The sequence below is a fragment of the Acidimicrobiales bacterium genome, from assembly GCA_036270875.1.
Taxonomy (GTDB): domain Bacteria; phylum Actinomycetota; class Acidimicrobiia; order Acidimicrobiales; family AC-9; genus AC-9.
Genome location: DATBBR010000004.1, coordinates 1 through 21,045, shown reverse-complemented (window position 1 = coordinate 21,045; position 21,045 = coordinate 1). Strand labels below are relative to the sequence as shown.

Annotated in this window: 20 protein-coding genes and 2 tRNA genes; 10 read left to right on the top strand and 12 right to left on the bottom strand. The window is 68.6% G+C overall.

Translation table 11 applies throughout. The features are described from left to right. Positions 1-712: 712 nt before the first annotated feature. The 5 genes from VH112_00245 to VH112_00225 form a co-directional block, all read right to left on the bottom strand. Positions 713-1,798 (bottom strand): PP2C family protein-serine/threonine phosphatase, encoded by a 1,086-nt coding sequence (locus VH112_00245; protein ID HEX4538648.1) that lies wholly within the window; start codon positions 1,796-1,798, stop codon positions 713-715. Between the two features lie 584 nt (positions 1,799-2,382). Beyond that, positions 2,383-3,021 (bottom strand): hypothetical protein, encoded by a 639-nt coding sequence (locus VH112_00240; GenBank protein ID HEX4538647.1) that lies wholly within the window; start codon positions 3,019-3,021, stop codon positions 2,383-2,385. A gap of 14 nt (positions 3,022-3,035) precedes the next feature. Then, positions 3,036-3,506 (bottom strand): hypothetical protein, encoded by a 471-nt coding sequence (locus VH112_00235; GenBank protein HEX4538646.1) that lies wholly within the window; start codon positions 3,504-3,506, stop codon positions 3,036-3,038. A gap of 1,210 nt (positions 3,507-4,716) precedes the next feature. Continuing rightward, a complete protein-coding gene (locus VH112_00230; protein HEX4538645.1) occupies positions 4,717-5,229 on the bottom strand; it encodes a phosphoribosyltransferase in 513 nt (170 codons plus the stop codon). Positions 5,230-5,231: 2 nt separating this feature from the next. Further along, entirely contained in the window at positions 5,232-5,423 is a 192-nt protein-coding gene (locus VH112_00225; GenBank protein ID HEX4538644.1) for a hypothetical protein, read from the bottom strand. Positions 5,424-5,473: 50 nt separating this feature from the next. Here VH112_00225 and VH112_00220 point away from each other — a divergent pair, with 50 nt between their 5' ends. Together VH112_00220 and VH112_00215 are read left to right on the top strand one after the other, a co-directional pair. Beyond that, entirely contained in the window at positions 5,474-7,111 is a 1,638-nt protein-coding gene (locus VH112_00220) for an AMP-binding protein (protein HEX4538643.1), read from the top strand. A 70-nt stretch (positions 7,112-7,181) separates the two neighbouring features. Then, positions 7,182-8,432 (top strand): AI-2E family transporter, encoded by a 1,251-nt coding sequence (locus VH112_00215; GenBank protein ID HEX4538642.1) that lies wholly within the window; start codon positions 7,182-7,184, stop codon positions 8,430-8,432. Positions 8,433-8,462: 30 nt separating this feature from the next. On the opposite strand, the gene VH112_00210 is transcribed toward VH112_00215, so the two are convergent. Continuing rightward, a complete protein-coding gene (locus VH112_00210; protein ID HEX4538641.1) occupies positions 8,463-8,984 on the bottom strand; it encodes a hypothetical protein in 522 nt (173 codons plus the stop codon). A 189-nt stretch (positions 8,985-9,173) separates the two neighbouring features. Here VH112_00210 and VH112_00205 point away from each other — a divergent pair, with 189 nt between their 5' ends. Beyond that, a complete protein-coding gene (locus VH112_00205) occupies positions 9,174-10,376 on the top strand; it encodes a CapA family protein (GenBank protein ID HEX4538640.1) in 1,203 nt (400 codons plus the stop codon). 39 nt (positions 10,377-10,415) lie between these two features. On the opposite strand, the gene VH112_00200 is transcribed toward VH112_00205, so the two are convergent. The 4 genes from VH112_00200 to pheA all read right to left on the bottom strand — a co-directional run bounded on the left by VH112_00200 (position 10,416) and on the right by pheA (position 13,018). Next, positions 10,416-10,889 carry a VOC family protein gene (locus VH112_00200; GenBank protein ID HEX4538639.1) on the bottom strand — a complete coding sequence of 158 codons (474 nt, stop codon included), beginning with the start codon at positions 10,887-10,889 and terminating at the stop codon, positions 10,416-10,418. 131 nt (positions 10,890-11,020) lie between these two features. Continuing rightward, complete coding sequence (locus tag VH112_00195) at positions 11,021-11,782, bottom strand: DUF2267 domain-containing protein (GenBank protein HEX4538638.1); 762 nt, start codon at positions 11,780-11,782, stop codon at positions 11,021-11,023. Between the two features lie 209 nt (positions 11,783-11,991). After that, positions 11,992-12,076 (bottom strand) — tRNA-Ser (locus VH112_00190). Between the two features lie 12 nt (positions 12,077-12,088). Continuing rightward, positions 12,089-13,018, bottom strand: a complete 930-nt coding sequence (gene pheA / locus VH112_00185; GenBank protein HEX4538637.1) for a prephenate dehydratase — start codon at positions 13,016-13,018, stop codon at positions 12,089-12,091. Between the two features lie 119 nt (positions 13,019-13,137). Here pheA and larB point away from each other — a divergent pair, with 119 nt between their 5' ends. Together larB and larC are read left to right on the top strand one after the other, a co-directional pair. Next, positions 13,138-13,923 carry a nickel pincer cofactor biosynthesis protein LarB gene (gene larB, locus VH112_00180; GenBank protein HEX4538636.1) on the top strand — a complete coding sequence of 262 codons (786 nt, stop codon included), beginning with the start codon at positions 13,138-13,140 and terminating at the stop codon, positions 13,921-13,923. Continuing rightward, complete coding sequence (larC, locus tag VH112_00175) at positions 13,920-15,170, top strand: nickel pincer cofactor biosynthesis protein LarC (GenBank protein ID HEX4538635.1); 1,251 nt, start codon at positions 13,920-13,922, stop codon at positions 15,168-15,170. Before larB ends, larC begins: the two co-directional genes overlap by 4 nt. On the opposite strand, the gene VH112_00170 is transcribed toward larC, so the two are convergent. Both VH112_00170 and VH112_00165 read right to left on the bottom strand, forming a co-directional pair. Then, positions 15,171-16,136 (bottom strand): hypothetical protein, encoded by a 966-nt coding sequence (locus VH112_00170; protein HEX4538634.1) that lies wholly within the window; start codon positions 16,134-16,136, stop codon positions 15,171-15,173. 110 nt (positions 16,137-16,246) lie between these two features. Then, positions 16,247-16,330: transfer RNA gene (locus tag VH112_00165), tRNA-Leu, on the bottom strand. Between the two features lie 148 nt (positions 16,331-16,478). Between VH112_00165 and VH112_00160 the strand changes: the two genes are divergently transcribed. The 5 genes from VH112_00160 to VH112_00140 all read left to right on the top strand — a co-directional run. After that, positions 16,479-17,135 (top strand): DUF3662 and FHA domain-containing protein, encoded by a 657-nt coding sequence (locus VH112_00160; GenBank protein HEX4538633.1) that lies wholly within the window; start codon positions 16,479-16,481, stop codon positions 17,133-17,135. Positions 17,136-17,243: 108 nt separating this feature from the next. After that, positions 17,244-17,762, top strand: a complete 519-nt coding sequence (locus tag VH112_00155) for an FHA domain-containing protein (GenBank protein ID HEX4538632.1) — start codon at positions 17,244-17,246, stop codon at positions 17,760-17,762. After that, positions 17,759-19,123 (top strand): Stp1/IreP family PP2C-type Ser/Thr phosphatase, encoded by a 1,365-nt coding sequence (locus VH112_00150; GenBank protein ID HEX4538631.1) that lies wholly within the window; start codon positions 17,759-17,761, stop codon positions 19,121-19,123. Before VH112_00155 ends, VH112_00150 begins: the two co-directional genes overlap by 4 nt. A gap of 82 nt (positions 19,124-19,205) precedes the next feature. Next, on the top strand, positions 19,206-20,699 hold the full coding sequence (locus tag VH112_00145; protein ID HEX4538630.1) for a penicillin-binding protein 2: 1,494 nt from the start codon (positions 19,206-19,208) through the stop codon (positions 20,697-20,699). Next, positions 20,696-21,045, top strand: a 350-nt coding sequence (locus VH112_00140) for a protein kinase (GenBank protein ID HEX4538629.1), incomplete at its 3' end; no start/stop codon positions are given. The genes VH112_00145 and VH112_00140, both read left to right, overlap by 4 nt.

Sequence of the window (21,045 nt, the reverse complement as noted above, 5' to 3'; positions counted from 1 at the left end):
CCTCCGATGGCCCGCCGGCGACTCGCTTCTAACGGACGCTTATCAGCGCCTGCAGATGGTCGATGCCGTCAGCCACCCCGGCAGTCGATCAGCCATCAGCACCCCAACATCCACGAGTACCGACTGTACGGAGACATGTAGCAGCGGGTTTAGGCTGCGGCCGTCCTATCGATCGCTCTCCGGCGAGGCGAGCGATGCGGTCTGATCGCCCCCCCTGGTTCTCCGAGGTGGTCGGGTGATTAGCTGGGGAAGCGAGACGATCATGTGGCGGCTCATGCCCGAGGACACGGAACCGAAGAGCGTCGCCAGCAGATGCTCGCCGCCTGGTCGACCGGCGACCTGGTGACCACTCGCTCGCTGCTGCACGACGATGTCACCTTCGCCGGTCCGGTCGGCGTCACCGAGGGCGCCGACGCCTATATCGAAGGAATACAGCCCGGCGACCGGGGTTTCCGGCCGGCCGAGCCCGGGCGTAGGTCGGAACACAAGCTGTTGATGGATCGAGGTAGTGCCACCGTTGATGGCCCCGCCGACGAGATTTTGGTCGTGGACCTCCAGTTGGTCCAGTTGGTGAGGCCCATGACGTGTCAGGAGCGCACTGCTCGGGAGAAACCGGGCGCGTACGCCTCGATTCTCGACTCGATCCGAGCGGCAAGGGCCTCCAGCTCTCGCTTAATCCTCATGGGATCCGCAGGGTCGCCTCCGTCTCATCTCATCTCCAGTCCAGGCACACGGCCGTGGCGTCATCTTGCAGCTGCCCCGCTCGGTGATCGATCGCGGCTTTCGTGAGCAGTCGCACGACCTCGGGCGGTTGCAGGTCGCCGGACGCCAGTAGAAGTTCGGCGAGGCGCGTGTCTCCGAACGGCGCGCCACCCACGGGTCGAGCGTCGCTCAGGCCGTCGCTCAGCAGCAAGAGCCGATCACCAGGCTCAACGCTGACATGGTGAGAGCGATACGCGGTGTCGCCGAAAATGCCAAGGGGTAGGTCTGGGGCAATCTCGATCAACTGGACTGCACCTCGGCGCAGCAATATCGGCCGTTGGTGCCCGGCGTTGACGACCACGCCGTGCCCCGAAGGAACATCGAAGCGAAACAGGTTGGCCGTGACGAATGCATCTCCGCCAAACTGCGCATGGATGTGCTGACCGGCCTCGTTCGCCTGCTCTACCACCCCGTCGCCACGCCGACGAACGTTTCGCATCGCAGTAATGGCCAAACTGGCGAGTACCGCCGACCGCAGGCCGTGGCCCATTGCGTCGGTGATGGCGACGGTCAGGGACGTAGGCGAGACTGCATAGTCAAAGGTGTCCCCGCCGATCTGATAGGCGGGCTCGAGGCTGCCAGCGACGGCATACTCGTTACAGTCGTACGCGAGTACGGGAAGAAGTTCCCATTGGATCTCGGCCGGAAGTTCGAGGACTCGCCGTCGCCGGATCCGCTCGAACCGATCGGTATAGCGGCGCGCCGCGACGAGGACGTAGCCAAGCACCTGCGCAGCTTCGAGAAGCACAGGGTCAATTCGAGCGGAGGCCTCGCCCAAGCCCACCTCTAGAACCCCCAAACGCTCGGCGCGGACGGTAATCGGCACGTAGACGACCAGAGCGCCATGGTCTCGAAATTCCAAGGCTTGTTGCTGCCGATAGGCGTCACCCGCTGCGCTGGTATCGACAAGCTGGCTCCCTGTGACCGCGGAGGAGCCCAGCCCGGGCACGGACTCCAGGCTTTGCTCGTTGTAGTCAGCTAGGAACAGCGTGCATGACTGCGCCCCTGTCGCAGCCTTTAGCCAGTCGTAAACCACCTCGGACAGCCGATACGGAGGCGCTGCATCGAGAGCTCGGATGAGTGACCCGATCTCCTTGGAATCTCCCAAAACACCACCTCACGTCCTGGATCGAGTGGCGGCCGAATAAGGCCAGTGAAGGAAGGCTATTGATTCCCATCCTTCCGGTAGGAAGGGGAAACGAACGGACTCCTCGGGGAGTGCTCCCGCCATTGCTTAGCCTTCACCATGCCCCGATGGTCCTTTCGCTCGCCGCTGATGCCCGTCAGGGGGCGCTAGAACAACAGCATCTCCGCGGAGCGGCCTGCGTCGCGGCATCCGACGGTCATCGCCCTAGGTGATCGTCGGTAAGCGGTCCCACCGGGCCGCTCCAAACCATCAACCGTAGCGGCGGCGGTAACCCCGATGACCGAAGAAGCCGAAGGGCAAGAACAGCAGCAGCGGCAAGAAGAGTACGTGCCCGGCCGTCAGGAGGTAGACCGCAACGGCGACTGCTAACGCGACCAAGAGCAAGCGCATGGGTTCTCCGTGAATCTGTCGAACGCCTTCGGCGGCCACCGACCTAGCCGCGCTTGTGCACCGGCCGGCCGCTGCCGCCGCAGTCAGGGTGATTTGCGATTGCCCTTTCGCGTCGAGCGGGTCGACTCGATTTGGCGCTCGATGTCGGCGGCCTTTGCCTCGGCAGACACGGCTTGGCGCTGCTTACTGACGGCCCTGCGCTCCTCGGAGACCCGGGTCGACGCGGCCGCACGTTCCTGCTTGGTCACGGCCGTCTCGATCCGCTCTGTGGCCCTTTCGGCGGCACCGGTCCTCTCCGACGCCTTCTTCTCTTCCTTGGCGTGCTGTCGGCCCTTCTGGTTGTTCAGCTCAGCCTTACGCTCCTGGGCCTGCACTCGGGCTTCCTTTCGCCGCTCAGCGTCGGCTTGGCGGCGGCGCTCGAAGTCATGATCCGCCTCAGCCTTCTGCTGGCTGGCGACCGCTTCCAAGGCCACGGCCTTCCGCAGTTTGTCGACCTTGGCTTGTTGGGCCTGACCCTCCTCGACAAGCCCATCGTGGTGCAGCAGCGACCCGATGGCTTGCTTACTGGATGCCTCGAAGGCCTCGTAGGCCACTGTGGGCGGCCACGCATTGACACCATCCCCATTGCCTCGTCCGAGAAGGGATCCCGTCGCGGTCAATGGCCAACGTCCGCCATACAGAACCGAACGGAAAAAGACCGCCGGAATGTCTTGTAATTGCATCTTCTAGCTCCTTCTCAGCCTTGCTGGGTGTCACGGTCGATCCGCTCGGCCTGGCGCCGGGCATCGTCGGCCTGCTTCTCCGCCTGGACGGCCTCTGCGAGGGTCTCTTGGCGTTCTCGGGAGCCGGCGACCTCGTCCAGCCGTGTCGCCCGCTGTTGCGCCTCGGTCTCCCGGTCGACGGCTGCCGCACGCTCCGCCGTTTGGCCCTCGATACGTCGGTGGCCTTCCTGGCGCTCGCGCTCGATCTGTGCGGTCCTGGCGTCAGCATCCTCTTCAGCGCGGAGCCTTGTCTCCTCTGCAGCCAGCTCCCTCTCTCGAGCGGTGACCTCTGCTTCAGACTTCGCCCGCCTAGCCTCTGCTTTCCGACGAGAAGCTTCCTGCTCGGCCTCCACCTTCTTCTGGTGTAGCTCCCCCTCCCGCTTGAGAGTGGGACGGTTCCGTACGTCCCCAGCGACTTCCTTGACTTTGCCTATGGCCTTTTCCACCAGACCACTCATAGTTGCTGCCTCCTCGTCCGCCTAGCGGTCTACACCGCCCTGCCGTGGGAGCGGCGCTGGCTCGCCATCATCCGCGACGAAGCCATCGTCGATCAGAGTGGTGGCGGCCAACCTTCTGGTGCGCCGCGCTGAGTAATGTCTACCCTCTGCTTGTCATAACAAACTCCTCTCGAATCTTGGGGCGGTCAGTTACGAGCTGACAACGAATCTGTGATGTGTCGCTTCCGACGGCGTGTTGTAGAAGGCGAATCGTAGGTAGTGGGACTGATGGTTGCCTCCCGCAGGCGCCCGAGCTCTGCGCGACGCCGGACGTCGTCCCGCGGGTCCAACCACGCTGGTGGCGGGCAGGGCGCCTGGCGGCGCACAGCATTGCTCCAGGAGCCAGCTCGGCAAAACGGACTTCTCGCTCCAAACCCGTCCTAACAGAGCCTCCTCGGAGACGTTTCTGTTGCCAGGCCGTGGTTACCTTGCGCAGTGCCGAATCGATGAACCTTCACAGGCGCGTGTGCGTCGTGGACGGGAAGCGTCCGCATCGAGCATGGTGCAGCGCTCGACCCAGCACCGAGCACCTTCCAGTTGACGCGCTGATGATCACCCGGCCATTGGGCTAGCAGCGAATGGCTAACGAACATCGACCTTGGTGTCTGGCAGAGGCGCATGCCGACCGTCGGGCGAAGCCGTTCAGCCACAGATTCTCGACGGGTCAGCTTCGGCGCCGAGGCGGCCGGGTAGTTGCCCCTCAACCTTCTTCTTCGTAACAACGGGGCGCGGCGGTGGCTGGAAGTGGTTGCCTGCGACGGGGCAGATAACAAGGTAGAGCCTGTCATGGGGACTTTCTCATCGAAGTACTGAGGAAGCGCAACGACTAGCGCTCTTCGGCTAGAAGGTCGCTAGAACATCCGCATCGCCCACCCCCGCAGCTGTCACTGGGCGATCCAACTGCAGAACCACCCGTGCGGGCGATTGGCGCCGCCGTCGAAAACGGCGTGTTGTGGGTAGTTGAGCAACTGGTCTCACCTGGAAGACTGCAAGAGGCGCAAGTCTTTGAAACTCGGAGGCGAGACACGCGGGCCTAAGGGATGATGCTTTCCTGGATGCCGCTTCAGCAGTGAGTCCGATTCGGCCGCTCTCGCACCTCTCCGGGGGTGGATTCTAGGCCAAGGGCTGGGGCGGCGGCGGCTCGCCGGGCCCAGGGACGTCACCCGCGCTCGGTGTCGGAGGCGCCGGCAACCGGCCCTTCGGCGGACCACGGAAAGGCGATCCACCGGTTGGTCTCGCGCCAGACGTAGTCCGGATCGATGGTCGACCACGGCTTGCGGTAGAGGACGCCCGTACGGGCCTCCCGTACGTGGCGCCGGCAGAACTCGCTCACCATGGCCAGGGTCCGTCCGGTGTCGGCCACGTCATCGGCGATGAGGACGTTGAGGTCGTTCATCCCGACCGGGTCGGGCACCGGAGGGAGCACGGCGGGAAGCTCCAGTCGCTCGTCGATCCCGGTGTAGTACTCGACGTTGATGATGGCGCAGTTCTTGGTGGCGAGGGCGTAGGCCAGTGTCCCACCCACCGTCAACCCGCCGCGAGCGATGCTCAGCACCAGGTCGGGACGAAAACCGCTGCTCGCAATGGATCCAGCCAGCTCGCGAACCGCCACGCCGAACATCGACCACGTGAGGACCTCGAGGTCCGGGTGCGCTGCCTCCCGCTCGACCATGCTCAGTACGGGTGCTTGTCGGGCTTCGCCGCCCAGGCCTTGTAGGGCACCTCGCCGAGGTCCGGTCGTAGCTGCTCGACCTTGATGCGCCGGCCGCTCAGCGGGCGGGCAAAGTCCTCGTACTCGTCCGGTGTCATGCCCGCACTCCCTGTTGGCGCCGGTGTCCACGGAACCGAGCCGCGCTCGTCGCCCATGGATCCGAGCCTAACCGTGCGCTAGCTTCGGCCAGGAGAGGGGAGTGGGCATGGAGCTGTCGTACGCCAACGGCATTTCGAACAACCCTCTGCTGGGTGAGACGATAGGGGTCAACTTCGAGCGAACGGTCGCCAGCTTTCCCGACCGAGAGGCGCTGGTCTCACGTCACCAGGGCCTACGATACACCTACCAGCGCCTGAACGAGGCCGTCGACGTGGTCGCCAGGGGGCTGCTCGACCTCGGCCTCGAGGTCGGCGACCGGGTCGGCATCTGGAGCCCGAACTGCGCCGAGTGGGTGCTCGTCCAGTACGCCACGGCCAAGACCGGCCTCATCCTGGTCAACATCAACCCCGCCTATCGGACCTCCGAGCTCGCCTACGCCCTCGGTCAGTCTGGCTGCCGGCTCCTGGTGGCGGCGTCCTCCTTCAAAGACAGCGACTACGCCGCCATGATCGACGAGGTGCGGCCCGAGCTGCCGGCGCTGGAGCGGACCGTGCTGCTCGGGTCGGCCTCGTGGGACGACCTGCTGAGCGCGGGCGAGGCGATGCCGCAGGACCGCCTCCGGGACCGGGCCGCCGTCCTCGACTTCGACGACCCCATCAACATCCAGTACACCAGCGGCACAACCGGCTTTCCCAAGGGCGCCACGCTGTCGCATCACAACATTCTCAACAACGGCTTCTTCACCGGGGAGCTGACGCGCTACACCGAGGCGGATCGGGTCTGCATCCCCGTTCCCTTCTATCACTGCTTCGGGATGGTGCTGGGCAACCTGGCCTGCACCACACACGGCTCGGCCATCGTCATCCCGGAGGCCGCGTTCGATCCTCACGCCGTGCTCGAGGCGGTCGAGGAGGAGCGCTGCACGAGCCTCTACGGCGTGCCCACCATGTTCATCGCCGAGCTCGAGCACCCGGACTTCGACACCTTCGACCTCTCGTCGTTGCGGACGGGGATCATGGCGGGGTCGCCGTGCCCCGTCGAGGTCATGAAGCAGGCCATGTCGACGATGCACATCGGCGAGGTCACGATCTGCTACGGGATGACGGAGACCTCGCCGGTGTCGACCCAGACCGGTCCCGACGACAGCGTCGACAAGCGGGTCGGCACCGTCGGACGGGTCCATCCCCACGTCGAGGTCAAGATCGTCGACCCGATCACCACCCGAACGGTGCCGCGCGACACGCCGGGGGAGCTGCTCACCCGCGGCTACTCGGTGATGATTGGCTACTGGAACGACCGCGTCCGCACCGGCGAGGCCATCGACGACCAGCGCTGGATGCACACCGGCGACCTGGCCACGATGGACGCCGACGGCTACGTGAGCATCGTCGGGCGCATCAAGGACATGATCATCCGCGGCGGGGAGAACGTCTACCCGCGTGAGATCGAGGAGTTTCTCTACGGCCACCCCGACATCAGCGACGTCCAGGTGATCGGCGTGCCCGATGTTCGCTTCGGCGAGGAGATAATGGCCTGGGTCAAGGTTCGGCCGGGGGCCGAGCTCACGGACGAGGACGTTCGGGCGTTCTGCCGGGGGCGCATCGCCCACTTCAAGGTTCCTCGGTATGTCCGTTTCGCCCCCGAGTTCCCAATGACGGTCACGGGGAAGGTCCAGAAGTTCCGCATGCGCGAGATCTCCGTCGCCGAGCTGGGAATCGAAATGGCGGGCACCGACCCGGCCTGATCGCCCACTCCCGTCCAGCGGGACGAACCGTCCCGAACTCGTACAGTGGTGGGTGGAGGAAGGGACGCCCGTGGCCGAGACACGAGCCGAGACACCTCAGTCCAACGTGCCCCGTTGGCTGGTCCGCTGGGCAGCCGTCGCCTGGCGGCTGCTGGTCATCGCCGCGACTCTGGTGGTGATCGGCTACGTGTTCACCAGGCTGCGCCTGATCATCCTGCCCATCGTGGTCGCCCTCTTCGTGTCCACGATCCTCATGCCCCCGGCCCGCTGGCTGCGCCATCACGGTTTCCCACCTCTCCTGGCCACCTGGACCGTCTTTCTCGGGTCGTTCGTGATCGTCGGCGCCCTGGTGATGGGGCTCTACACCCTCACTCAGGGCCAGTTCAACTCCCTCGGCCACGAGCTGTCCGGCGGCGTCAATCGGGCCGAGCGCTATCTGACCAATGGGCCCTTCCATTTCTCCCACAGGCAAGTCAACGACTACGTCAACCAGGCCAAGAACTTCTTCACCAAGAACCAGGGCACGATCGTCAAGGGCGCCCTGTCGGGGGCGACCATCGCTCTGGAAGTTGCAGGTGGGGCGCTGTTGACCTTCGTCCTCACCTTCTTCTTCGTGAAGGACGGTGACAGGATCAGCAGCTGGGCACTCTCGCTGTTCAAGAACCCGCACCGGGTTCAGGACATGCGGGTCCTGGGCCGCCAGACGTGGGGCACGATGGCGGCCTACGTGCGGGGAACTGCCGCCAATGGCTTCGTGAACGCGGTCCTGCTCTCGATGGCTCTGCTTGGCCTCGGCGTCCCCCTCGTGCTGCCGCTTGCCCTCCTGACGTTCGTCGGGGGCTTCCTGCCCATCGTCGGAGCCATCGTGAGCGGGGCGTTCGCCGCGCTCGTCGCCTTGGTGATCAAGGGTCCAATCGCGGCGCTGATCATCGTCGGCGTCACGATCGTCATCCACAATGTCGAGGGCTACATCGTGGGCCCCAAGGTGCTCGGCCACGAGGTGAACCTCCACCCGGTGGCGATCATCCTCGTGCTGGCGGCCGGGACCGCCCTGGGCGGGATCATCGGCGCTTTCCTCGCCGTCCCGCTGACAGCCATCCTGATCCGCGTCTACGCCCACTACCACGAGCCCCGCCAGTTGGAACCTCCGGACGAGGAGGCGGCGGCACCCGAGCCGACGCCCCAGCCCGCTCCGATCCCGCCGCCGGCAGACGGCGGGGTGCCGACCGGTCACGTCGAGGACCCGACGGGCGCACCGATGCCGGCCGACGCCGGTCGGTCCCGGACGGGGCCATTGCGCGGTGCCGGCCCCATCGACTGAGCCAGCAGGGACCGACCGCGGCAGGCGCGCTCAGGACCCCGCTTCCCGCTCCAGCTCGACGGTCGGGTCGGACGCCGTCAGCCCGACTGTCGGCCGTGGTTCCTCGCCGCGGGTGAGGCGGGGCAGGGAGAGCACACGCCGACCACGGGACCGGGGGGCGAGAGCGACCACGGAGATCGGCAGCGAGAAGCCGGGAAGAAGGACGTCGGCGGCACGGCCCTGGACGACCGAATCGGGTAGGGCCAAGCCGTCCGTGGCGGCCAGGATCTGGTCACCCTCGGCACGATCGGAGAGGCGGGCGGCCAGGTTCACGGGACTCCCGACGTAGTCGTCGCCCTCGAGCAGGATGACCTGGCCGCAGGCGATGCCCGCCCGCAGCGGAAGCCGCCCGCGTCGGGAGTGACCGGCCGAGATGGTCGCCACCGCGTCGACCAGGGGCTCGCACTCGACACCCACCAGCATGACGCCGTCACCCAGCCATTTGTCGACTCGGACCCCGACCCGCGAGGTCACGGTGCGCACCGTGTTGCGAAGCGCGATGAGCTCGGCCACCGCCTCGTCGTCGCCACGGGCGCCGACGAAATCGGTGAACCCACAGAGGTCGAGGAAGGCGAAGGATCGTTGGACGCGGGTTCCGATGAGCCGATGCTATCGGCCTGTTGGTTAACGCTTGGTAAAGGAAGCGTGATCGTGACAGAGTTCACACTCAGGTTGGCTCGCCACGGGTCGAGGAGGTTGCCGGTGGAATCCGATCCCGCCGCCCAATCGCGAAATGGCGACGAGGGTGAGGCAGCCCGGCGAGAGTTGTCCCGGCGAACGTTGCTCCGGGTGGGCGTGGCCCTGCCGGCGCTGGGAGTGCCGTTCGCCGCCGCGTGCGGCGGCGGTCAGACCAGTGCCCGGCACCGCGTCCCGGCGACCACGGCCCCCACCGACCAGGCCGCTGGGAACCCTCCCGGACCGCGGGGGCCCCGTGGCAGCGGCCAAACGGTCAGGTTTGCCTTCGGCGGTGACGTGCACTTCCCCGCCCAACGGGACACGACCGATCCGGGCGCAATCTCCCCGGTGGTGCTGGCAGACCAGCTTCGATCGGACCCGACCCACCTGCTGGCGCCCATCGCCCCGGTGCTGTCCGGCGCCGACCTGGCCATGGTCAACCTGGAGACGGCCATCACCGATCGGGGTGCGCCCGTGCCCGGCAAGAACTTCCATTTCCGTTCCCCTGCCGAGTCGTTCGTCGCCCTCAAGTCCGCCGGCGTCGACGTCGTCAACATGGCGAACAACCACGCCCTCGACTACGGGCCCGTCGGCATGGAGGACACCTTCGCCGCCATCGCCGCCTCCAAGCTTCCGGTCGTCGGGATCGGCAGCGACGCGACCGAGGCGTACGCGCCGTACCGCACGGTGATCAAAGGCCAGCGCATCGCCATCTTCGGCGCCGTCGACTGGCTCGAGCCGGGGCTCGTCTCGCAGTGGACGGCCACCGACACCCAGCCCGGCCTGGCCTTCTCGATCGACCGGGCGCGCCTCGTCGCCGCGGTGAGCGCGGTGCGACCCGAGGTCGACACGCTGGTGGCGTTCATGCACTGGGGTGTCGAGGAGACCCACTGCGCCTCGCCCGAACAGGAGACGCTGGCCCAGGCCCTGGTCGGCGCGGGCGCCGACATCGTCGTGGGGAGCCACGCCCACCGCGTGTTCGGAGCCGGTCGGGTGGGTACATCGCTGGTGGCCTACGGGCTCGGCAACTTCGTGTACTGGCGCGAGGACGGCGAATCGGGGCGCAGCGGGGTGTTGATGGTCGAGGCCACCGGCCGCCAGGTCGACGCCTACTCGTGGGTCCCAGCCCGCATCACCGACGGCGTGCCCGTCCCGGCGACCGGAGGCGCGGCGACGGCCGACCTGGCCGACTGGGAGAGCCGGCGCAGCTGCAGCGGCCTGTCGGCGTAGTGCGGACCGGCCCGGCGGCGGCGCGCCGCGACCAGCCCGCTACGAGCCGAACAGCTCCGCCGCCCGGCGGTTCATCTCGTCGTGCGAGACGTCCTCGATGTGCTGGCTCATCATCCACTGCTGGCCGAACGGGTCTCGCAAACGGCCTCCCCGCTCGCCGTAGAACTGATCCGCGAGTGGGTACATGATCTCGGCGCCGGCGGCGACGGCGCGGTCCCAGGCAACGCCGACATCTTCCCAATAGAGCGCCATGATGGCGCTGACCACCCCACCCAGGGACTCCGGGGACTTGGCCGGGGCGTCCGGCTCGGACTCCTCGGTGATCATTACCACCGAATCGCCGATGCGCACCTCGGCGTGGATCACCTCGCCGACGGGTCCGGTGAACCGCTCACCTAGCTCCTCGGCGCCGAACGCCTTGCCGTAGAACTCGATGGCTGCGGCGCCGTTGCGTACGACCAGCCGAGGGGTGACGGAACGAAGGTGCTCAGGGACAGGATTTACCGGTGCCATGGGGCTCCTTTGTCGCAGTCCACGCATCTTTGCAGCTCGCCCGCGCACGGCGCCGGTGGTCACGGCGGACGCACGGCGAGCTCACACCGCCCGGCTACAGGGTCAGCCGACCTTCTGGAGGCGGCGTGACGTCACGCCAACAGCAATCGGTACTCGCTGGGCAGCTGGACGGTGAGGTCGAGGAACTCCTGGGTCGGGATGGCATGGCTCAGCGTGGCGAGCACGGCGCGTGCGTGGTCCTCCGCCTGGTCGTGCGTCACCGCCTCACGTCTCGCCACTCGCTCCACGAACTCCGCTGCCGACATCGGCTGCGGGTTGCCGAGGCTGTGGGACCTACCTCGCTTCAAGGGAGGGTGTAGCTCGACAGGGAGTTGTGCGGTGAGGTGATCGACGTCCCCGCCGGCGATTCGCTCGCCGAGCGTCTCCAGTACGGCTTCCGTGGCTCGCTGAGCGCTGTTCGCATCGAGGCCCGTACGGGCCGAGACCTGGCTGAGGAAGGCGTCGATCGGCAGGATCTCCGATCGGCGTCCACGAGGGAGCACCAGTGCGAAGTCTTTGGATAGTTGGTTGGCGACGTGAGCGAAGTGGGCTGCGTCCACCGCCCGCGCCAGGGCGGCGAAGACGACCCTGGAATGGCGCTCGGCCGTGGCGATATCCGTCCCTTCACGTTCAGCCACGCGACGGAGGAACTCGTCGACGTCGAAAGCCTCGGCCGGGGTCGGGCTGGCCAGCCATGGGCCCAGCTCAGGGGGCAGCTGATCGACGAGGTGGCGGGTCTCGGCGGCAGACACCCGTTCGGCGAGTGTCTCCAGGGTGGCCCGAGTCGCCCGCTCCGCCTCCTCCCTCCCCGTAGCGACCTGCTCCACGATGCCGATGAACTCGTCGTAGTCCATGATTCTCCTTTGACCAACCTGACCACGGCTATACGACGCCAACGTCAGGCCCGACAGCCGCTGTTCAATCGACGGTCTCCACCTAGCTCGGCAGGTGGGGGTGTGCAACTACACCCAGCGGCCGGCTTCGGACCCTGCTTCGGATCCCGTTGTTGGGGACCGGCGCGCACCGGGCCACCAGGGCGTCGGCGGCTTCTGACTCTGACCTGCGGAGGGAGAGGGATTCGAACCCCCGGGGACTTGCATCCCAAGGCTTTTCAAGAGCCTCGCATTCGGCCGCTCTGCCATCCCTCCCACGAGCTGGGTTCAGGGTACCGGCCCGATCTGGCCGCGAAGCGAAGCGATCCACTCGTCGGCTGAGCGCCAGGCCGCCTCGGCATCGCGGCGCCGAGCGGGCCCGTGCTCACCGGCGGCGGGGTACGAGCCCAGGAACTTCACCCCGGCGAGCTGGGCGTGGAGGTCGCGCAGGCAATCGGCCACGACCTCGTCGTCGACGTGCCCTTCCAGGTCGATGATGAAGCAGTAGTCGCCGAGGGCCCGCTTCGTCGGCCGCGACTCGAGCTTGGTGAGGTTGAGGTTGCGGGCCGCGAACTGACCGAGGATGGCATGCAGGTTCCCCGGACGGTCGGCCTGCTGGTAGCACACGATGCTGGTGCGGTCGTGGCCCGTCGGCGCAGGGATCCCCGACCGGGCCACGACGACGAAGCGGGTCTGGTTGTCCTGGTGGTCCTCGACGTCGGAAGCCAGCACCTCCAGCCCGTACAGCTTGGCGGACAGAGCGGGAGCCAGCGCCGCGGTCGTCGGCGACCGACCCTCCCCGACCTGACGGGCCGCGTCTGCGGTCGAGTTCGCCGCCACGACTTCGGCGCCCGGAAGCACCTGGGCGAGAAAGCCGCGACACTGCGCCGAGGCGTGGGGAAAGGACACGACCCGGGTGATGTCGCTCGTCCGGGCGCCCGGCGCGGCCACGAGGTTCACGTGAACGTCGAGCACGATCTCGCGCTGGATGAGCAGGTCGGTGTCGAAGACCAGGCTGTCGAGCGTGGCCGTGACGGTGCCCTCGATCGAGTTCTCGATGGGGACGAGGCCGAGGTCGACGTGGCCGGAGCTCGTGGCCGTGAGCACGTCCGTCAGCGGCGCTACCGGCACCAGCTCGAGCTGGGCGAGGTCAGCCTGGCTGAGCAGCGCCTCCTCCGTGAACGTGCCCGGCGGCCCCAGGAACGCGACCCTGGTCACCGGCCGGTACCAGCGCGCGTCCGGGTGGCCTGCCTCAGGGCACAGCCGATCCAGGAGGCCTGGGCTGGGGCAGAGCGAGCAGAAAGGTGCACTCCCGGGCAGGATAGTGACGACCAGTCATGGACGAGAACGCGATTCGCCAGCTCCTCGAGGACATCCGCTCGGGATCCCTCGATCCCGACGACGCCGTGGCCCGGCTGCGGCGCCTGCCCTTCGCCGATATCGGCTTCGCGCGGGTCGACCACCACCGCCCGCTCCGCCAGGGTCTGCTCGAGGCGGTCTACGGGCCGGGCAAGACAGCCGACCAGTGCGCCGCCATCGTCACCGAGCTGCTCGCCGAGCCGGCTGGACAGCCGGTGCTGCTGACCCGGGCCGAGCCCGAACAGGCCGCGGCGGCGATGACCCGCAACCCGGGCGGGCGCCGCACCCTCACCGGTCAGGCCGGCACCCGAGGGACGGAGCGAGCCGGCCCCGATCTGAGCCTTGTCGCTTGGCGGCCGGCGTCCGAACGGCCTGGGCGGGTGCTGGTGGTCACCGCCGGCACGGCCGATCTGCCCGTGGCCGAGGAGTGCGACGCCACGCTGGCCGCCCTCGGGCTTCGGCCCGAGCTGCTGACGGACTGCGGCGTTGCCGGCATCCACCGTCTGCTCGTCAGCGCCGACGATCTGGCCGAGGCCGACGCCGTGGTCGTGGTGGCGGGTATGGAGGGAGCGCTCGCCAGCCTCGTCGCCGGCGTGACGCCTGCCCCCGTGGTGGCCGTCCCCACGAGCACCGGCTACGGCGCCGCCTTCGAGGGCATCGCCGCCCTGCTGTCAATGCTCTCGTCCTGCGCCGCCGGGGTCACCGTCGTCGGGATCGACAACGGGTTCGGCGCCGCCTGCGCCGTCAGTCGCCTCCTCGGATGAGCACCGGCTCGGGGCCGTCCGCAGCCGAGAGCGCGGGCGTCCCGGTGACCGCACCCTCGACGACCGCGTGGTTCCACTGCTTCGCCGGTATCGCCGGCGACATGGCGCTGGGCAGCCTTCTCGACGCCGGGGCCGACCTCGATGCCGTGGCGGGCATGGTCAAGCGGCTGCCGCTCAGAGGCTGGACACTCGAGGCCGAGCCCGTCCTGCGAGGCGGGATCGCGGCCACTCGGGCCGTCGTGCGGGTGACCGAGGACAGCGTGGTGCGCACCCATTCCCACATCGTGGGGCTGATCGAGGAGGCCAGGCTTCCCGAACGGGCCCGGCGGCGGGCGCTGGCCGCGTTCGGTGCGCTGGCCCGGGCCGAGGGAGCCCTCCACCGCCGCCCGCCGTCCCAGATCCACTTCCACGAGGTCGGGGGCCACGACGCCATCGTCGACATCGTGGGGACCAGCGCGGCGCTCGAGGTGCTCGACGTCGACCTCGTCACCGCCAGTCCCGTGGCCACGGGGACCGGCGTGGTCCGCACCGCTCACGGGATCCTCCCCAACCCGGCCCCGGCGGTGGTGGAGCTGCTCCGCGGGGTGCCGACCCAGGGGCGGGACATCAACGTGGAGCTCACCACGCCCTCGGGTGCGGCCATCCTGGCCGCCACGGCCAGCGGGTACGGGCCTCTCCCGACGATGACGATCACGGCCACTGGGTTCGGAGCCGGGCAGCGAGACCTCGAGCAGCTCCCCAACTGCACCCAGGTCGTGCTCGGGACTCTGTTGGAAGCTGAGTCGTCGGTCCCCGGACAGCCGGTGACGCTGCTCGAGGTCAACGTGGACGACGCGACCGGCGAGACGCTGGCCCACGCGGTAGCTGCGCTCATGGCGGCGGGAGCCCACGACGCCTGGCTCACCCCCGTGATCATGAAGAAGGGTCGGCCCGGACACACCGTGAGTGTCCTCGCCGACACCGCCCTGGCGCGATCACTGTCGGATGTCCTCCGGGCCGAGACGGGCTCTCTTGGCGTACGAGGCCAGGTCCTCGAGCGGTGGCCGGCCAGCCGGTCGGTACAGGAGGTCGACATCGAGGGCATGCCCGTGCGGGTCAAGGTCAGCCCGGGGCGGGTCAAGGTCGAGCACGACGATGCTGCCCGCGCCGCTCGCCGTAGCGGCCTCCCCCTGCGCGAGGTGCTGTGGCGAGCAGAGACGGCATGGCGCCGGCGCACCAACGACGACGACTCCCCCGGCGCCTCCTGATCAACCCGCGACGGCCAGGGGCATCGTCTGCCGGTCGTCGGCGGGAGTGGGGTCGCCGTTGAGGGGGCCGACGGTGACCGTGAGGACATAGAGCGTCCGCGGGCTGAGCGACAGGCCGCCGAGATCGACGGCACGGCGTTGGCCGGGATCGAGGTCGACGACGGTGCGGACGGACTGGGTCTGGCCCCCCGCGAGGGTGACGACGACCGGCACGCCGTGCTCGGTCGCGTTACCGGTGTTGGCGACCACCACCCCCACCGACAGCTGTCTGGTGAGCCCGAGCACGGCGACCGTGCCCATGTAGGAGGTTGGTGCGGGCTGGGTCGACACCAGCACCAGGGCGACGTCGTGGCGGACGGCCAGCGACGGAGACAGCCGCAGGCCGAGCACGTAGAGACTCAGCGCCGGCGCGGCCCAGTCGGCCTGGTTCAGCACCCATCGGTACTCGGGCACGCTGATCGACGCCGCCTGGGATCGCGACAGCGCCCGCAGGAAGCTGCCGTAGAGGCCGTCGGCGGCGATGAGCTCCTGGCCGGCTCGAGCCAGCTGCGTCTGGGCCTGATCGCTCGGCGCCCCGGACAACGCGGCCTGGAGCCCGTCCCGCAGCGACACCGTGGCCTGAGAACGCATCTTCAACGCCTGGTTGAGGTGGCCGCCGGCCGACCCCAGCGATCCGGGTGAACCGATCAGGGCCACCTGGCGCTGGACACCGGCGGACGCACCCACGAGATCGTTCAGCCGCTGGGACAGCGTCGTACGGTCCAGCGACGCCGCGTTGGCCCGCACGTCGCGCACCACGGCCCCCTGGTCGGCCGAGAGCTGGAGCTGCGGGCGGACGATGTCCAGGTACGACTGCTGGTCGGGGCTCGATTGGGACCCGGGCAGGGCCAGCACCACGATCACGACCACCGCCACGACCGACCCGACGATGACCAACACGGGCGGACGACGACGGCGAAAAGCCATCGGCGCCGACCATAGCCCTCGGCGGCCGGAGGGGCGGGGCGCCCACCAGCGGGAGCAACCGGCCAGCGGGAGCAACTGGAGGGAGCGACCGGAGACGCCGTCGCCGCTCGTGGGCGAGGGGGGACTTGAACCCCCACGTCCTTTCGGACACAGGAACCTGAATCCTGCGCGTCTGCCAATTCCGCCACTCGCCCGGAGTGAAGCGTCGGACACCTTAGTCGACCCTCTCGACCAGGAAGGATGGCCCGGACTCGGTACGATGGGCCGACCATCCGCGTGGGCCTCGGGCACCGAGGCCCCTCTTCCTGACCCCCGACCACGGGTAGGTAGGCTGGCTCGAGCATGGGACTCCAGCAGTTTGAGCAGCGACTCGAGCGCCTCGTCGAGGGAGCGTTCGCAAAGGCCTTTCGCAGCGGCCTGCAGCCGGTCGAGATCGCGCGCCGCCTGACCCGCGAGATGGACCTCCATCGCACGGTCGGCCCCCGCGGCGTGATCGCACCCAACGTGTTCGAGGTGGCCCTGGCGCCGAGCGACCTCGAGCGCTTCGACTCGTTCGCCGACGCCTTGGTCGGCGAGCTCGCCGACGCCGCGCGCGAGCACGCCCGCACCGAGCGCTACAACTTCGTGGGTCCCGTCGAGGTGGCCTTGAAGCCGGACGACAACCTCAATCCCGGCTCCTGCGTGATCACCAGCGAGGTCAAGGGCGGCCCCGGCGGTGGCCCCACCGTGAGCCTGGTCCTCCCCGACGGCCGCCGCGTCACCATGGACGAAGGTCCCCTCACCATCGGGCGACTTCCTGAGTCCAGCGTGGTGGTGGAGGACACGAATGTGAGCCGACGCCACGCTGAGGTGCGCCGGGACGGGCCCGACGTGGTCGTCGTCGACCTCGGATCGACGAACGGGACCCGCGTCAACGGCGCCCAGGTGCGCACCCGGCGGCTCAACGACGGTGACGAGATCACGGTGGGCAGAACGAGCCTTCGATTCGAGGTGCGGTAGTGCGCCGACGCGCACCTGCCCGGGTCAGGCCCCGGACCCCTGCCCGCCCGGCCGGCGGGCCAGGACGCCCCCGGCCCCATCTGACCCCGACGGACGGCTGTCGCACCGGTGTCTGATTCGCTCCTCACGATCCTCAAGTTCTTCCTGATCGCGCTGCTCTGGCTCTTCTTCCTGCGCGTGCTGCGAGCCGTGTGGTCCGAGCTCAAACGGCCGCCCGTGGTGACCGTCATCGACGAGCCCCGACAGCGACGGAGCCGCCGCAGGGACGCTCCGCCCCCCCAGGGTCCTGCTTCCCCGACCGGGGCGATGCCCGCCGGCGACGGGCGGGGCAACGGGCAGGTCATGCGGCTCAGGGTGCTCGAGCCCGCCGAAGGGCGGGGTCGGACGTTCGAGCTCGGGGAGGAGGTGACCGTCGGTCGCGCCTCGGGCTGCGGGGTGGCCCTGAACGACGCGTTCACCTCCCAGCTGCACGCCCGAGTCTTCCGTCGCAACGGCGAGACGTGGATCGAGGACCTCGGCTCGACCAACGGGACCTTCGTGAACGCCAAGAAGCTCGGCTCGCCCGTGCTCCTCCACCCTGGTGACCGGCTCCAGGTCGGACGCACCGTCCTCGAGGTCGGTCCGTGATCCGGCTGCGCTCCGGCTCGGCCACCGACGTCGGGCTCGTCCGCACGGCCAACCAGGACCGAGCCTTGGAGAGCGACGGGCTGTTCGCGGTGGCCGACGGGATGGGCGGCCACGTCGGCGGGGAGACGGCGGCCCAGACGGCGATCGACGCTTTCCGCGCCACCTTCGCCGGCCACCAGTCAGCCGACGCCATGGCCGACGCCGTGCGCCGGGCCAACCTCGCCGTGTGGGAGGCATCTCGGGCCCAGACCGAACTTCGGGGCATGGGGACGACGCTCACGGCAGTGGCGCTCGTGACCACCGACGGGACCGACGACCTGACCGTCGTGAACGTGGGCGACTCCCGCGCCTACCTGTACCACGACGGCGAGCTCAGCCAGCTGACCGCCGATCACAGCCTGGTGGAGGAGATGGTGCGCAGCGGCGAGCTCACCGCCGAAGAGGCCTCCGTGCATCCCCAGCGCCACATCCTCACACGCGCACTCGGGATCGAGCCCGACGTTGAGGTCGACGTCTGGCACGTGCCCCCGCATGTCGGTGACCGGGTCCTGCTCTGCAGCGACGGGCTCATCAACGAGGTGGGCGACGACGAGATCGCCACGATCCTCGGTCAGCACCCCGATCCCAACGAGGCGGCCCAGGCCCTGGTACAGGAGGCTCGAGACGCCGGCGGTAACGACAACATCACGGTCGTGATCGTCGACGTCGTCGACGATCGAGACGGTCCGGGCCCGGCCGGCGATCTCGTCGCCAGCGCCGTGGGCGCCACGGCCGCACAGCCGGCTATCGAAGGTGACCGGGCGGGAGCCGACGGCGCCGCGCTGACGGCGGCTCGCGGCCCGCAGCCGGGCGCCGCCGACGACCCCAACCCCACCCCGACCCACGACTCGGTCGTCGTGGTCCCCGGCGCCCCCGGTAGGACAACCGCACCCGCTGAGGCGCCAGGGGGCCGGGTGAGGGTCCGCGGCCGGTCGCCCCGTGTCACCCTCAGGGTCGTGGCTTTCCTCGCCGTGTTGATCATGATCCTCGCCGGGATCAGCGCCGCCGTGTGGTGGTTCGGCGAGCGCTCCTACTTCGTCGGCCTCCAGGGCAACCAGGTGGCCATCTTCAAGGGCCGCCCCGGGGGGTTGCTGTGGATCCAGCCCTCACTCAGCCAGCGCACGGCACTGACCACCTGCACCGTGCTGCCATCTCGGGTCCCGACCCTACGGGCCGGCCAGGAGGAGCCCAACCTCGCCGCCAGCCAGCAATACGTGAGCAACCTCACCCAGGAGGCCAAGTCGCTCCCTGGTGGGGTGGCCCCCGGCTGCCCGCCGCCTCCGGCCACGACGGCACCACCTCCCTCGGCGCCGACTCCGTGAGCCGAGTCCCGAGCCCGGCCCCGACCCACGCGCGCACGGTGGGACTGTTGGGTCTGGTCGACAACACGGAGCACACCTTCTGATGAACCGTCAGATCAAGCTCCTGGGACTGGGCCTCGGGGTTCTCTTCATCGTGCTGTTCCTCCAGCTCAACAACCTCCAGGTCCTCCAGGCGTCCAAGCTCTCCAACGCCTCGGGCAACATCCGCAAGGTGCTGGACGACTTCAGCCGGCCCCGCGGGGTCATCCAGACCTCCGACGGGGTGGTACTGGCCAAGTCCACCCCCACCAACGACCTCTACAAGTTCCAACGGCAGTACCCCCAGGGTCCGCTGTTCTCCCAGATCACCGGCTACTTCTCATTTATCTTCGGATCGAGCGGGGTAGAGCAGACCTACAGCTCCCAGCTCGCCGGACGCACGGTGCCCCTGCAGCATCTGGGCGACCTGCTCACCACGAGGACCCAGACAGAGGACCTCACCCTCACGATCTCGAACCAGCTTCAGCAGGCCGTGGCCAACGCCATCGGCCAGCGCTCCGCGTCGGTCGTGGTCCTGAACCCGACCAACGGCTCGGTGCTCGCCATGTACAGCAACCCCACCTACGACCCCAACCCATTGTCCTCCCACGACCAGAACACCCAGCGCAACGCCTGGAACCTGTACCAGCTGGATCCCACCCAGCCCATGCTCGCCCGCGCCTACCGGCGGGGCTACGCCCCCGGGTCGACCTTCAAGGTCGTCACCGCGTCGGCCACCTTGGACCGTGACCCGGTGCTGGCCACCAAGAACTACCCCCAGGCGAGCTCGATCCCGCTGCCGCAGACGAACCAGACGCTGTCCAACTTCGGCCACGAGACGTGTGGGGGGACGCTGCCCGACCTGCTGAAGTTCTCCTGCGACACGGGTTTCGGGCAGATGGGCCTCGATCTCGGGCCGGACAACCTGTCGGCCGAGGCCCAGGCCTTCGGCTTCGACAAGGTCCCGCCACTCGATCTGCACGCCGTGGCCTCGACGTTCCCGCCGGCCTCCTCCTTCGCCCAGAACAAGCCGGGGCTGGCCTACTCGGCCATCGGTCAGCAGAACGTCTCCGCCACCGCCCTCCAGATGGGACTCGTCGCCTCGGGCATCGCCAACGGCGGCGTGATCATGACGCCGCACGTGATGAGCGAGCTCCGTGACAACCAGGGTCGGCAGGTGCAGTCGTTCGGGGCGAAGCCCTGGCAGCAGGCGACATCGCAATCCACGGCGGGCAGTATCCGGGACATGATGGTCGGCGTGGTCAACGGCGGCACGGCCACCGCGGTCGCGCTTCCGGGCGTGCAGGTGGCGGCCAAGACGGGCACGGCCCAGACCAGCACCGGATCGGGCAACAACAACTGGCTCATCGGCTTCGCCCCCGCCAACAACCCCACGGTGGCCGTGGCCGTGGTCGTGCCGGCCCAGGCCGGGCTGGGCTCGGACACCACCGGTGCCCAGATCGCCGGGCCCATCTTCAAGACCGTGCTCCAGGCCGCGCTGGCATCGCCGCAGGCGGGCGGGACGGCTGCTCCGCAGCCCGGCGGGACGGCTCCGTGACCTCGCAGTCGCCGCCCATCTACAGCGAGCGCTACGAGCTCGTCCGCCGCATCGCGAGGGGCGGGATGGCCGAGGTCTTCCTCGCCCACGACCTGCTGCTGGACCGTCCCGTGGCCCTGAAGGTCCTCTTCCCCGAGCTGTCCGTGGACCCGTCGTTCGTGGAGCGCTTCCGTCGGGAGGCCCAGGCGGCGGCCAACCTCAGCCACCCCAACATCGTGTCGGTCTTCGACTGGGGGGAGGCCGACGGCACCTACTTCATCGTCATGGAGTACGTCGACGGGCGACCGCTCTCGAGCCTGATCTACAACGAGGGCCGGCTGCCGGTTGGCCGGGCCGCCGCCATCGG